Here is a 13,210-nt window from a genome sequence, read left to right as displayed (position 1 = left end):
GCCCCGAAAACCCCCTGCTAGGGGCGCGCTCCTACCAACGCGGGGGCCACAATGGGCTCCTTCGATCATGTGCGGTCGTGGCGGAACTGGTAGACGCGCAACGTTGAGGTCGTTGTGGCCGCAAGGCCGTGGAAGTTCGAGTCTTCTCGACCGCACCAAACAGTCCTTGAGTGAGACTGCATCGGCACAAGCTGTGCCCTTTACCGGCTTAGGCCGCCCGTTCCTGAGGCCGCTCAGCCCTTCTCCTACAAATAGTGCAGTCAGAGATCGCGGAGCGATATCGAGCAAACGCTTCGCTGCTTGAGGCAAAGTCTCTCGCTTTGGAAATAAGACTGGAATGTCGATAGTGAGTATGCGCCAGAGCGGCTGCTTTGCGCCCATCTGTCGCCGTTCAAGCCGATAGGAGTGGACCCCAAAAGCGGCCTCTAGGCAAGCCAGCTTAATCCCCGATAGCCGAGATAGCGCTGTTAATTGGGACTCAACCATACGAACGGCACCTTCGATACTGGGGGGTCTGCTCGCCGATCGCACTGAAATCTGGCTCTGAAGGGACGTCCACAAATTCGACTAGAAAGGGGGCGGAGCATGATGCCCCGCCCCCTCCCTTCCTGGTCCGCAGGAATGCCCTCGAACCGGTGCGCGGCTTACCAGGAAGCCTGGAAACCGGCGCGCGCGCCGACCTCGCCCGAGTCGAAGCCGACCCCGATGCCACCGGTCACCGCGGTGCTTTCGCTGACCCGCAAACCGAAGGAGGCCGAGCCCGCGACGCGGTCGTTGTAATAGCCGAAGCCGCCGGCCACGCCGAAGGTCTTGCCCGGCATGATGACCGGCGATTCCATCGCCAGGGCGAGTGCCACGCCTTCATTGGCGCGGCGGGCCTGGGTGTTGTTCTCCGCTGCCAGATCGAACAGGACCGTCTGGCGGTCTTGGAGGTCCATGATGGCGCTGGAATTGCCTGCGATCAGCATGGAATTACCGGCGATGGCGGCGCTATTGGCCTGCACGTCGGAGAAGCGCGCGAGGTTGCTCAGCCCGGAGGAGGAACTGACCCCCAGCGTGCCGTTGGCATCGGCAGTCACCACCGCGATCGGACCGACCTGCGAAGTGCTGCTGGCACCCAGCGAGGCGACCACGACCTGACCGTCATTGGTGGCGGTGGCGCCATTGCCGATCGCAACCGAGTTCACACCCGAGGCGGCCGCCAGATTGCCCATGGCGATCGAACCGGCGCCGCTTGCGGTGGCGCCTTCACCGACCGAGACCGAGCGAACGCCCGATGCGGTGGCGAGGTGGCCCAGCGCGGTGGCACGCTCGGCGGTGGCGTTGGCACGCCAGCCATAGGCGGTGGCACCCGCCCCGATCGCCGAAGACTGTCCGCCGACCACCGTGGTCGAAGGTCCGCTTGCTACGGTTGAGAACCCGGTGGCGCCGTCGCGATTACCGCCAATGGCGATCGAATCGCCGCCGGTTGCCTGTGCGGTATTGCCGATGGCGACCGAATTGCTGCCCGATGCGACCGAATCCTCACCACCGGCGAAGCTCTGATCGCCCGAAGCCGTGGACTGGTGGCCGACCGCGGTTCCCATCGCACCCGTTGCCCGCGCCTGCCAGCCGATTGCAGTCGAGCCCGGCGTGTTGGCAAGGCTTTCACCGCCCAGCGCGGTGGTCGAGTTTCCTGTGGCGATGGCATCTGCACCCAGCGCCAACGCATCTATGCCATCTGCAACCGCACCGTCGCCATCACCATCCGCATCGCTGCCGATGGCAATCGCGCCGACTTGCCGCGCTTCGGAATCGCTGCCCAGCGCAATGCCGGCATCGTCGGTCGCCAGCGCACCAAAGGCACCGCCGTCGGTGTTGCCGCCGATGGCAATGCCGCCGCGACCAAGCGCCGCGGCCGCTTCACCCATCGAGGTCGACGCGAAGCCTCCCGATTGCGCCAGATGGCCGATCGCGGTCGACCGTTCACCGGTCGCCCGTGCCTGCCACCCGAAGGCGCTCGAGCCCGGGTTCATCGCGACGCTCTCGCCGCCGACGGCGGTCGTCGAATTGCCCATGGCGACAGCGGTGTCGCCGACGGCCAATGCGTCGATCCCGTTGGCGATCGATTCATTGCCGATGGCGGTGCTGAAATCGGTCTGCGCATCGGCGTTCTCGCCAATTGCGGTCGAGCGGACACCCTGCGCGGTGGCAAGATGGCCAAGCGCGGTGGCGCGTTCGGCATTGGCTACGGCGCGCCAGCCGAGCGCGGTGGCGCCGGGTCCGCTGGCGAGGCTTTCGCCGCCGATTGCGGTGGTCGAGGGACCCGTCGCGGTTGCCGGAGCGGCGCCCGCATCGTCGCTGCCCACGGCGACGGCGTCGACGCCATCGGCGACCGCACCATTGCCGACGGCGGTCGCGCCAGCGGCGGTCGCGGTGGCGTCGGTGCCGCATTCGGTGGCATTGATTTCAGAATCATTGCACTCGGGGGTCGGATCGGCCTGCGCCGGAGCGGTAAAGGCAAACATGGCGGTGCCCGCCAGCAGCGTTGCCGCAAGACGGCCGTTGGTTGTGATCTTCATAGTGCTTTCCTTCCATAGGGACCAGAAAGCCGATCGACGCGGGACATCCCCTCCCCCAGCAAGGCCGGAACAGGCCATGCTGCGCGAAAACCCACGGGTCTCGGCTGCCTTCTTTCGAAGAAGACGTGCCCAGCTACCCCGCAGGTGCCGCAGCAGATGCAGCGCCCGGAAAAATTAATTCGCATGGAAAGCAAACGCCTGAGATTGCGAGACAATCATTCGCCTGAAGGCTCAGACCTGGTCGAGTTCTCCGATCAGCAGGATCGGCAGGGTCGGCGCCTCGTGGCGCAGGCCGGTGTCCTCCTCGAAAGTAACCGCAAGCGATGCGCCACCCACCAGCAGCGCGCTTTCGGCAGCCGACAGGTCGCGCTGGAACCGGCCGCTCTCGGGGATCGCCCCCAGCGAGACGGGCGCACCACCGGCGGGGATGACCCACAATTCGGGGGTCCGGCCCGGCTCCGCCTCGAGCCCGGCGATCGTCAGCGCCAGTCGGCGATTTTCGACATCCACGACGCTCGCCAGCCTGCGCTCGGTCTCGGCGTCCTGCAATTGGGCGATCAGCTGCTCGGATGGCGCGACCGCGATATCGGGCGCAACGACATCCGCCGGGCGGGGGGTGGCGAGGAACAGGACCAGTGCCGCGGCAGCCATGGCTGCGCCCGCGAGCAGCGCCGCCAGGCTCCAGTCCGATGCGCGGCGGGCCGGCAGAGCCACGGGCTCGGTGGAAGCGGTCTGGCTTTCCGCATCGAGCCGCGCCTCGATCCCGCGCCAGACCGAGGCGGAGGGCAGATAATCGCCGGCCTGTTCGGCCATGGCGGCAAAGCGGTGTTCCCACCATTCGACCGCCTCGGCAAAACCGCGATCGGCCAGCAGGTCGCGCTGCGCAAGGGCGAGTTCGCCGCCCTCGAGCACGCCGAGCGCATATTCGCCCGCCCGGATGAAGGGGTCGTCGGCTGCAGGTTCGATTGCGTCAGCCACCCAGGCATCCTTTCAGCCCGGCGAGTCCACGCCTGATCCAGCTTTTCATCGTGCCCAGCGGGACATCGAGCCGGCTCGCGAGCTCGGAATGGCTGAAACCCTCGAAGAAGGCGAGCTTGATCGAGCGGCGGTGGTCGTTCTGCAATTGCTCCAGACAGCGCGCCAGCTGCTCGCTGTCCTCGGTGGCGCACAGCCAATCGTCGGCTGGCAGCACGCTCTCGTCGGCCACTTCGGGCAATTCGGAGCCCGCAAGCTCGTCGCTGCGGCTTTCGCGACGCAGATCGTTGAGCGCGGTGTTGCGGGCGATCGTGCACAGCCATGTGATCGGGCTGCCCTTGGCGGGATCGAACCGCGCGGCGCGGCGCCAGGCCTTGACATAGACGTCCTGCAGCAGGTCCTCGGCCCGCTCGCGCCCGCGCACGATCCGCACGATGGTCGCGAACAGCTTGGCCGATGTCATTTCATAGACGGTGTGGAGCGCCGCCCGGTCTCCCGCAGCGACCCCGGCCATGGCTTCGACAAGTTGCAACCGGCGATCGGACATCGTGCTCCCTTGCCCGATCGCTGACGCGATGCGTTCCGGGTGTCAACCGACAAGGTTTGAGGCGCAATGGAGCCAGCACGCCCACTTGCTCCTCAAGCCACGAGAGCAACACATATCGACTTCGAATAATCCAGTATTATTCGGGCCTTCCGAGGTTCCGCGATCTGCATGGTCAACAGCAACACATTGCTGTATTCGACATTGCAGAAGGAGATTAGGGGGTATGACACTGGTCACGATCGCCATTGCCGTGCTCCTGCTGGCATCGACCATTGCGGTCCATTACGAAGTTTTGCGGATCACGTCTGCGCGCATGTCGCACCTGCGTCTGGCCCCACGCATGCGTATCATCTTTATGCTGACCGCGGCCCTGTTCTCACACCTCGTTCACGTCTTCATCTACGCCATTGCCTTTCATTTCCTCGAGAAATGGGCCGCGCTCGGCACGATCGAAGGGCCGGCCGGGCATGATTTCGCCGACGCATTCTACTTTTCGATCACCAGCTACACCACGCTTGGCATCGGAGATCTCTATCCGACCGGTGAGCTGCGCCTGTTGAGCGGACTTGAAGCGCTAAACGGGTTGGTCATGGTCGGCTGGACCGCGTCGATGACCTATCTCTACATGGAAAAGTTCTGGCACCTGCAAAGCAAGCACCGATGAGCGAAGCAGGGCCGGACGTATTCGTCAGTTATTCGCGTGCCGACGAAGAGGGCGCGCGCAAGGTGATCGATTTCCTCCAGGCCGAGGGCTTCTCGGTCTGGTGGGACGGGATGCTGGAGGCGGGCACGGTCTTCACCCGCACGACCGAACAGGCGCTCGAACACGCTAAGGCAGTGGTGGTGCTGTGGACTGCCTGCTCGGTGGATTCCCATTGGGTCCGCGACGAGGCGCAATCAGGGCGCGAGCGCGGGAGGCTAGTCCCCGTGTCGCTCGACGGCAGCCTCCCTCCTCTGGGTTTTCGGCAGTTCCAGTCGGTTGACCTCTCCGCGTGGCATGGCTCTGCCGATGCGCCGGAAATTCGCAATGTGCGCGATGCGTTGGCGAGACTGGTTGGAGGCACGGGAGCGCCGACACCGCTGCTGGCAAACCGCAATTACCGGTCGCAAGCGAAAGTGAAGAACATCCCGCGGCTGATGCTCGCAGGCGTGGTCGTTGTGCTGTTGCTGGCCCTCGGTACCTTCGCCTTTATGCGGTTCGACGGTTCGCCCGAAATCCAAGAGCGCAGCCTGGCCATCCTTCCTTTCGACAATCTCAGCGGCGATGCCGAACAGGATTACTTCTCCAACGGCTTGTCGGAGGAGCTTCGCCAGGTCCTCAGTCAGGATGCCGATCTGCAAGTGGCTGCGCGAACCTCGACCGAAGAAGCGGCAAGTGACGATGCCGGCGCCAAAGATGTCGCGGCCTTGCTCGGGGTCGGGTATCTGCTCGATGGAAGCGTCCGGAAGGAAGGCGAGATCGTCCGCGTCTCGGTGCAACTGATCGACGGCAGCACCGGGTTCGACGTCTGGTCGGAAGTGTACGAACGATCGCTCGAGGACATCTTTGCCGTGCAGAGCGATATTGCCGAACAGGTCGGCAAGGCGCTTCAACTGCACGTCGGCGAAGATGCCACGCTGGCATCGCGGCGGGGAGGAACGGACAACCCGGTCGCACTGGATGCCTACCTGCGCGGCAAGGCGCTTTACGATTTGGCGCTCGACGAAGAGACCGACCGCGCAGCGCAACGCCAGTTCGAAGCGGCCGTGGAAGCCGATCCGGATTACGGTGCGGCCTGGGCGATGCTGGCGCGGACGCAGACGCTGATCGCCAATTCCTACCCCAGCGAGGTGCCGCTGGCGGAAAGCTACGCAGAAGCGGTCGAAACGGCGCAACGCGCAGTCGAGGTTGCTCCGGACCTTGCTGCCGCGCGGGCGGCGCTGGGCTTCGTCATGTTCAACGGCCGGCTCGATGCGACCGCAGCGCGCAAGCCGATGCTGGAAGCTTACCGCCTGGGCCAGGGCGATTCCGATATCCTCCAGCTCTACGCCACCTATGCCGCGCGCACCGGCGATTTCGAAAGCGCCTACGAGGCGATCGACCGCGCGATCAGGCTAGATCCGCTCAACGCGGTCGCCCGCCGAACGCAGGCGACGATATATTTTACCGAGGGGGATTTCGCGAAGGCCCGCAGCGCCGCTGCCGAAGCACTGCGCCTCAACCCGGACATGCGGGTGGTGCATCGCTTGCTTGCGGACATGCTGTATCTCGAAGGCAGGTATTCCGAGGCAAGGCAAGAATACGAAGCCGAAGCGAGCATGCTTGGTCGTCTTCCCGGCCTTGCCATGACCCTTCCCAAGCTGGGAGATACGGCGGGCGGGCGCCGCAATTTCGAGGAACTGCAGCGCGAATACGGGCTCAACGGCTTGTACCAGCAGGCCCAGGTGCTTGCACAAACCGGACGTTCCGCCAAAGCGCTGGACACCCTCGAACAAGCCTACTCGGTCAACGATGCTGGCCTAGTGCTGCTGCGCTACGACCCGATGTTCACGGGAGTGCGAAAGGAATCGCGCTTCGTCGCGCTGCTGCGCCGAATGGGTTTTACCCCACCAGACTGAAGCGGGCGGCCGTCAGTAGATGATGTCGATCCGCATATCCTGATCGTCTTTAAGGCAAGCCCCGCCGACGATCATCGGGAAGACCATCCCCGACGGCGCGCCGATGTCATCGCCCACGGCTTCGGCAGTCGCCTGCAGCCAGGCCAGCGTTTCGGCATCGGGCGGCCCGGAGAGGTCGCGCTGCTGCAAGGCGACGACGATCGGCACGGGCCGCTCGGGCGTGCCGGGATAGGGTTTCGTATCCGCCGTTGGCCGATAGCTTTCGCCCGGGACCAACGTCTTGGTGGTCTCGAATTCGGCAGGGCAATCGAAATCGAGATACACCTCGGCGCGGCGGTTGGCGGCTTCTTCGATATCGTCGGCCGTGGTCACCGCCTGGTTGCTCTCGGCATAGCCATTGGCGGTGCGGGTAACGAATATGTCGCCGAATGGCTGCAGCTCGTCGATGACTTTGATCGCCCGCTCGAGCGAGACCGTCCGGTTCAATCTTTCCGACCCGGTGGTGTCGGTAAAGCCGGCGACCACGAGCTTGCTCCGCGGACAGGCCAGCTGCTGGGTGAACGATTGCAAGCGGCTCCGATCCCCCGCCACGGGCGTCGTTGAACCGAGCTCGTATCGAACCGTCAACGCACGGCCGTCGCAGAACGCCGGCACACGCTGCGCATCCTGCATCGAGAGCAAGATCTGCGGGTAATCGGGCGGCTGGACGGAAACGCTGTCATAAGGTTCGCCCAATCCTTCGCCGCCGCCTGCCTCGGTCAGAGGGGGAGGTGCTCCGGGCTGTTCGAAGATTCCACCTGCCAAAGCACCCCCGCCGATGATCCCAGCGCTATATCCGGCCGGACCATTCTGGCTGCCATCGCCCAGCGCGTAGGGCGGAGGAGGAAGCGGAGGCGGCGATGCAAGTGGGGGAGAAGGAGACGCGGCGCTCTCAACCGCGAGCGGCCCACCGTCGGGCACGAACACCACCCTGCCATCGGGCAATGTATAAGATGCGCCCTGTTGCTCCGCAGGCGGCGCGATCTCGCGCGATCGCGTGCGCGCAAGCGACCGCGTGCGCGGAGCCTGCCTAACCTGCAGAACGGGCACCGCGGCGGCGGCACTGGGACTCGCCCCGAGGAGCGGGCTCTGCTGCACTTCCTGCAGCGGGGCCATGTCGGGTCCCGGCACTGCGGGAGCAGCCGCGACGATTTGCGGCGGGGCGGTGTCGTCGGTGTCCGGCGCCATCCATTGCCATACCCCGAAGGCCGCGGCGCCGACGGCGGTCAGCGATCCGACGATGCTGGCAATCGTCTTGGTGCTGGAATCGAGCGACTGCAGGAAAGTCGTCTTGTCGGCCGGCGCCGCGACGGAGGCTGGTGTGGCGGCAACAACTGCAGCCGGCGCGAGCGCGGCGGCAAATTGCAGCCGGTCGACATCGCCTGAAGTGTAAAGCACCGGCGTGATCAGTTCGCACTGCGTCAGTTCGTCGGCGTCATTGGCAATGGCGCAGCGGCCTATCGTGACCGCGCTCGCCACCGTCTCGCCTGAAGTCAGTGCGGTGTAGAAATCCTGCGAGAAATTGATCGCGGCCTCGTCGGACACTGGCTGCTGCATCGCCACTACGAACGGGATGTTGAGACGCTGAAGCAGATTTTGCGCCATCCCGGCCATTGGCGCATCGCGAGATGTCGCACCGCTTTGGCAGGAATTGAGCACCACGAGCCACGGCCGCCGGTTAAGCAGCATGTTGCGCAGCACTTCTGCACTGACGCGGTCCGATTTGCCCTCCTCCTCGCTTTCGAAATAGAGCGAGCCCTCCGCGCCGTCGAAGGAGCTGTGACCAATGTAATGGATTATATGCGGCTGCCACTCGTTGACCTTGCGTCGAAAGTCGTCGCGCGTCGCATCGGGCAATGAAGCAATTTCGAATTCGGTGTCGCCACCAGCAACCAGTTCTTCGATCCGACGCTGGATGTTGCCCAGTTCGACATCGGTTTCGAGATCTTCCTTCGGGTTGGCCGCCACCACGAGGATGCGGATCGGGAGCTCGATCGCCGGAGGCAATTCCGCCTGCGCGTCGAGCTTTCGAACGATGTTGGACGAGGTACCGATGGCAAGGAAGCGGTCGCGCGAACGCAGGTAAAGCGATTCCCAGGGAATGCCGGAAAGTTCCGCCGTCTGCGACAGGTCGAACTCCAGCTCGACACCCTCGTTATCAGCAATCCGGTCTTCCAGCGCGCCCATAATCTTGGGGCCTTCCGAGCTGTTCTTCAGGTCGAACAGGCAATCGAGCACGCGCTCGCCGATATCCTTGAGCGTCGGCAAGTCGGCCGCTTGGAAAAAACGCGCTTCCGCAGAAAGGGCGGCGGCATCGCCACTGCGGAAACTACGCGTCGTTCCGGCCTGTCCTGGTGCCTCTTCCCACAGGTCGGAGATGTCGGGCGGCAGTTTGGTCTCGAAGCGATGCACCGCGCCGGAGCGCCTGATTTCCAGGCGATAAGAGCCTTCGCCTGCAGGTGAGAACGCAATTGTCCAGCGCTTGCGGCTCACCGCACTGTCAGCCCATAACTATTCAGCCGCTTCCGCATGACTGGTCCACAGACTGGAGGATCGATTTACCGGTCGCCGTCGTTGCCGCGAAAGGTCCGCCGATCGCCATCGTTTCCGCGAAACGTGCGCTTGCGCTTCGCAGACTGCGGGTCGTCGCCTTCCCCGCTGTCATGTGTGGGCGGTTCGCCGTTTTTTTGGGGTGTACGAGGCTCTTCATGATCGTCACGATTGTGGGGCATCATATTTCTCCCTCGCCTTATATTTTACAGCATTATAAAGAATAGATCAACAAAGTGCTATTTTTGAGTAGGTCATGGCAAGGCTAGGAAATAATTATAAAAACTTCGAAAAAGCCTTCATCGCCGAACCGCTATCTGGCCATCGGATTGACTGGCCACCGATTGGCACACCCCTCTTATCCGCAGGACGACTCCTATCTTCGCAGTGTGCTCGATGATGTCTTCGCTCTCATCGACAGCACCGCCAGCACAGCAGGCACGGACCTTGCGATCCGCTTGAATACACTGCTTGCCGACGGTAGCGACCAGGCAGGTGCGGAATTGGCGGTAGCCCGGGGCTGGGATCTCGTGGTGCCGCAGCCATTCGGCGAAAACCTCGCCCGCGCAGTCGCCGCACTCCCCGCGTCCAGCGACGCAACCGACGATCTTCTCGAAAGCGGGACCACCGGTGACGCGCAAGTTGCAACCCGCCTTGCGCCGTTGATCGAACTGGAAAAGCAGGGCCGCGTGTTCCGTATCGCCGACCGCGACGAAATTATCGCAGAGCTGGTCCGCGCCCACGCCCGATCTCCAAACGATGCGTCGCTCAACTCCTCGGTCATGTTCGAACTCGGCCGCCGCTTCGCCATAGCTGGCCGCATGCTCATCGAGCAGTCGGATCTGATCGTCGCAGTGTGGGATGGCAAAACCCGTGCAAATCTCGGCGGTACCGGGGACACGGTGAAGACTGCGCTGAACGCCTCGATACCCGTCTTGTTGGTGGACCCGGCCCGTCCTGCCGACTGGCGCATATTGTTGCAAAGCGAGATGCTGGCGCTCGAGGCCGAAGACACTACGAAGGGTGAACGCGAGCGTGAACTGGCACGCCTGGTCTGCGAAGCCGTGGGTGAAGACCAAGAGAAAATGGCACGGGCGCTCGCGGAGGAATCCTGGCGCCCGGCAAGTTCACCTCAATACCACGCCTATCGCCGCGTCGAAACGCTGTTCGGCAATCGCGGCACCGCGCGCTTCGCCTCCATCCGGCAAACATACGAGAAGCCCGAGGAGATCGCACAAGGCAGCGCGCGCCACATTCTCGACACGTTGGAAGCGCTCGAGTCAGAAGATACGGCCTTTTCCGCCCGCCTCCGTGTAGGGATTTTCGAGCGCTTTGCCTTGATGGACGGGATCGCGGCGTTCCTGTCGGATCGACATCGGTCCAGCATGATCGTCAATTTCCTGCTTGGCACGATCGCCATTATCGCGGGCGTTCTGTACCTGCCGCTTGGCGGGTCGGGCTATAAATGGATTTTCGCCTCAATCGAACTCGTCGTGCTGATGGCGATCGTCTTCAACACCTGGCGCGCGCGAAAGCTCGACCTGCACACGCGCTGGTTTGCGACCAGGCGCGCGGCGGAATATCTGCGCAGCCGTCCGTGGATGCTGGCATTGGGCATCGCGCGGCCGCTGGGCGAGTGGCCTCGCGGCGAACACAGTAGCTGGCCCGAGACCTATGCCCGCCACGCCGCGCGCGAGGTCGGCCTGCCCGAAACGACGATCGACAGCCGCTGGCTGAGCGCGATGCTGCGCGCGCTGAAGGCGATGCTGGTCGTCCCGCAATTCGAATATCACCGTGCCAAGGCGCGGCGCCTGACACGCGTACATCACTCGCTCGACCACGTGTCGGAAATGCTGTTCGCTGCGGCCATCGTCAGCGTGGCATTCTATCTGGTGCTTGCGGCGCTGCAGTACGCCGGGATGGCGGACGCCGATCTGGTCGAAAAGATCGGCAAGTGGTGCACCGTGCTGGGCGTGGCCTTTCCCACCATCGGAGGTGCGCTCGCCGGCATACGCTATTTCGGCGATTTCGAACGTTTCGCCGATATCTCGACGGTAACTGCGCAACGTCTCGAAGGCGTCCTTGCGCGCATCGAGATACTGGAAAAATCGCACGACGAAGCGCTACACTACTCGGACGTGGCGGAGATCGTCCGCACTGCCGATGCCGTGGTCATGTCCGAACTCGAAAGCTGGCAGGCCGTCTTTAGCGGGAAAAAGGTGGCAGTGCCGGTCTAACCGTAAACAACGAGATGGGATTCGCATGTTGCGCGCTTGGCAAATGCCGATCTCTCGCGGAATTCTGCGGTTAGTAAGCCTGCAGGATACTGCGCGAGGGCGCCAAAAAGATGATGTTCCCTGTAAACTCCCTGCAAACAGGGAATCCGGCGCCGAGACGGGTTCGCTCCCGACTGCGTCGCGCACCAAGCAGTCCATCACGGAAGTCGATTTCCGCCTCCGGGCGACGGTGCTGCCGCGCGCAATGGCTTGCGCCCTGCCGACAGAGGTCTAGCGACGCGGCATGGACTTCGACGATCTCTTGCACCGCTACTTCGGCTCCTCCGCGATTGCCGAGATCCAGCCCGGGGCGCTGGTAGCGGGGATCGAGCGGATGCAGGTGGATTTCGGGCTCGAGCAGGATCGCGGCAAACGCTTTGCCCTGTGGTCGCTGCTCTATCTGCTCAGCGCCGCTCCCGATCTCGAGGCGTCTTTCGAAAAGGAAGCGGATCGCGAGGCGGCGCGCAATCTGATGGATATGCTGGCGGCGACGGAAAAGTTCGATGGCTGACACTATGCAATTGTCGAATTTCGACATCGACACATTCCTGCGCGAATACTGGCAGCAACGCCCGCTGCTGATTCGCAACCCTTGGAATGATTGGCACAATCCGCTCGAACCCGACGAACTGGCGGGGCTGGCATGCGAAGGCGATGTCGAATCGCGACTTGTCGTCAAAAGCGACGATAGCTGGAAACTCGAAAACGGGCCGCTGCCCGCCGAGCGCTTCGGTGAACTGGGCGAAAATCCGTGGACGCTGCTGGTGCAGGCGGTCGATCACCATGTGCCCGAGGTCGCCGCGCTGCTCGAATGCTTCCGCTTCATCCCGAACTGGCGGGTGGATGATGTGATGGTGAGCTATGCCGAGCACGGTGGCGGGGTGGGTCCGCATTTCGACAATTACGACGTCTTTCTGGTGCAGGGTCTGGGACGTCGGCGCTGGCAGATCGGCGCAGCCTGCAATGACGCGACCGAGCTCCTGCCGCATCCCGATCTGCGGTTGCTGGCCGATTTCCGACCCGTCGCGGAATGGGTCCTCGAGCCCGGCGACATGCTCTACATCCCGCCCGGCATCGCGCATGACGGCGTCGCGGTGGACGACGACTGCATGACCTATTCGATCGGCTTTCGCGCGCCGTCGCGCGGCGAGCTGATAGCGGGCTGGGCGCAGAGCCTGATCGGCGAACTCGCGGAAGACGACCGCTATGGCGATGCGGGCCTGTCGCAGCAGGACAACCCCGGCGAGATTTCCGCCGAGGCCATCGCCGATCTCCACGCCATGGTCGCCGAGAAGCTCCAGGATCGCGAAGCTTTTGCGCGCTGGTTCGGGCAATATACGACCGCGCCCAAGAACCCCGAGATCGACTGGCAACCCGAACAACCGCTCGGCCGCGAGGAGGTGGAGCACCGCCTCGCAGAGGGCGTTCCGCTGCTGCGCAACCCGGCTACCCGCTTTTCCTTCATTGGTCAGGGTGCCGACAATCTGACGCTGTTCGTCGATGGCGAAATGTTCGAATGCAGCGCTGCCGCTGCGGGCTTTGCCAAGCGCCTGTGCGTGCAGGATCGTCTGTCGGTCGATGCGGTGCTGGCGGGGGCCGAAGATGTCCTCGAACTGATCCTCGAGCTGCACGAAATGGGAAGCGTGGCTTTCGACGAGGAATAG

9 protein-coding genes and 1 tRNA gene are annotated in these 13,210 nt (G+C 63.6%); 6 read left to right on the top strand and 4 right to left on the bottom strand.

Features of this window, described 5'->3' with window-relative positions; translation table 11 throughout:
* The first annotated feature begins 71 nt into the window (after positions 1-71).
* Positions 72-158 (top strand) — tRNA-Leu (locus ACWIKC_RS01315).
* Positions 159-644: 486 nt separating this feature from the next.
* On the opposite strand, the gene ACWIKC_RS01310 is transcribed toward ACWIKC_RS01315, so the two are convergent.
* The 3 genes from ACWIKC_RS01310 to ACWIKC_RS01300 all read right to left on the bottom strand — a co-directional run bounded on the left by ACWIKC_RS01310 (position 645) and on the right by ACWIKC_RS01300 (position 4,083).
* Entirely contained in the window at positions 645-2,561 is a 1,917-nt protein-coding gene (locus ACWIKC_RS01310; protein ID WP_454598342.1) for a hypothetical protein, read from the bottom strand.
* A 231-nt stretch (positions 2,562-2,792) separates the two neighbouring features.
* Positions 2,793-3,539, bottom strand: coding sequence for an anti-sigma factor (locus ACWIKC_RS01305; RefSeq protein ID WP_454598341.1), 747 nt, complete (start codon positions 3,537-3,539; stop codon positions 2,793-2,795).
* Positions 3,532-4,083, bottom strand: a complete 552-nt coding sequence (locus tag ACWIKC_RS01300; RefSeq protein ID WP_454598340.1) for a sigma-70 family RNA polymerase sigma factor — start codon at positions 4,081-4,083, stop codon at positions 3,532-3,534. The genes ACWIKC_RS01305 and ACWIKC_RS01300 overlap by 8 nt, the downstream gene beginning before the upstream one ends.
* A gap of 223 nt (positions 4,084-4,306) precedes the next feature.
* Between ACWIKC_RS01300 and ACWIKC_RS01295 the strand changes: the two genes are divergently transcribed.
* Positions 4,307-4,747 carry a potassium channel family protein gene (locus ACWIKC_RS01295; RefSeq protein ID WP_454598339.1) on the top strand — a complete coding sequence of 147 codons (441 nt, stop codon included), beginning with the start codon at positions 4,307-4,309 and terminating at the stop codon, positions 4,745-4,747.
* On the top strand, positions 4,744-6,681 hold the full coding sequence (locus ACWIKC_RS01290) for a TIR domain-containing protein (protein ID WP_454598338.1): 1,938 nt from the start codon (positions 4,744-4,746) through the stop codon (positions 6,679-6,681). Before ACWIKC_RS01295 ends, ACWIKC_RS01290 begins: the two co-directional genes overlap by 4 nt.
* Before the next feature lie 12 nt (positions 6,682-6,693).
* Here the strand turns inward: ACWIKC_RS01290 and ACWIKC_RS01285 are convergent, their stop codons facing one another.
* Complete coding sequence (locus ACWIKC_RS01285) at positions 6,694-9,213, bottom strand: CHAT domain-containing protein (protein WP_454598337.1); 2,520 nt, start codon at positions 9,211-9,213, stop codon at positions 6,694-6,696.
* A 446-nt stretch (positions 9,214-9,659) separates the two neighbouring features.
* On the opposite strand from ACWIKC_RS01285, the gene ACWIKC_RS01280 reads away from it, so the two are divergent.
* The 3 genes from ACWIKC_RS01280 (at position 9,660) to ACWIKC_RS01270 (ending at position 13,210) form a co-directional block, all read left to right on the top strand.
* On the top strand, positions 9,660-11,507 hold the full coding sequence (locus ACWIKC_RS01280; protein WP_454598336.1) for a hypothetical protein: 1,848 nt from the start codon (positions 9,660-9,662) through the stop codon (positions 11,505-11,507).
* Positions 11,508-11,790: 283 nt separating this feature from the next.
* Positions 11,791-12,057, top strand: coding sequence for a hypothetical protein (locus ACWIKC_RS01275; RefSeq protein ID WP_454598335.1), 267 nt, complete (start codon positions 11,791-11,793; stop codon positions 12,055-12,057).
* A gap of 4 nt (positions 12,058-12,061) precedes the next feature.
* Positions 12,062-13,210 carry a JmjC domain-containing protein gene (locus tag ACWIKC_RS01270; protein ID WP_454599523.1) on the top strand — a complete coding sequence of 383 codons (1,149 nt, stop codon included), beginning with the start codon at positions 12,062-12,064 and terminating at the stop codon, positions 13,208-13,210.

Source organism: Qipengyuania sp. SM2507 (genome assembly GCF_053714505.1).
This window is presented reverse-complemented; position numbering and strand designations above follow the sequence as displayed.

Excerpts from the sequence above, each read along its gene's own strand:
- ACWIKC_RS01290 (WP_454598338.1), top strand. The coding sequence starts at position 4,744 with ATGAGCGAAGCAGGGCCGGACGTATTCGTCAGTTATTCGCGTGCCGAC.
- ACWIKC_RS01295 (WP_454598339.1), top strand. The coding sequence starts at position 4,307 with ATGACACTGGTCACGATCGCCATTGCCGTGCTCCTGCTGGCATCGACC.
- ACWIKC_RS01270 (WP_454599523.1), top strand. The coding sequence starts at position 12,062 with ATGCAATTGTCGAATTTCGACATCGACACATTCCTGCGCGAATACTGG.
- ACWIKC_RS01300 (WP_454598340.1), bottom strand. The coding sequence starts at position 4,083 with ATGTCCGATCGCCGGTTGCAACTTGTCGAAGCCATGGCCGGGGTCGCT.
- ACWIKC_RS01310 (WP_454598342.1), bottom strand. The coding sequence starts at position 2,561 with ATGAAGATCACAACCAACGGCCGTCTTGCGGCAACGCTGCTGGCGGGC.
- ACWIKC_RS01275 (WP_454598335.1), top strand. The coding sequence starts at position 11,791 with ATGGACTTCGACGATCTCTTGCACCGCTACTTCGGCTCCTCCGCGATT.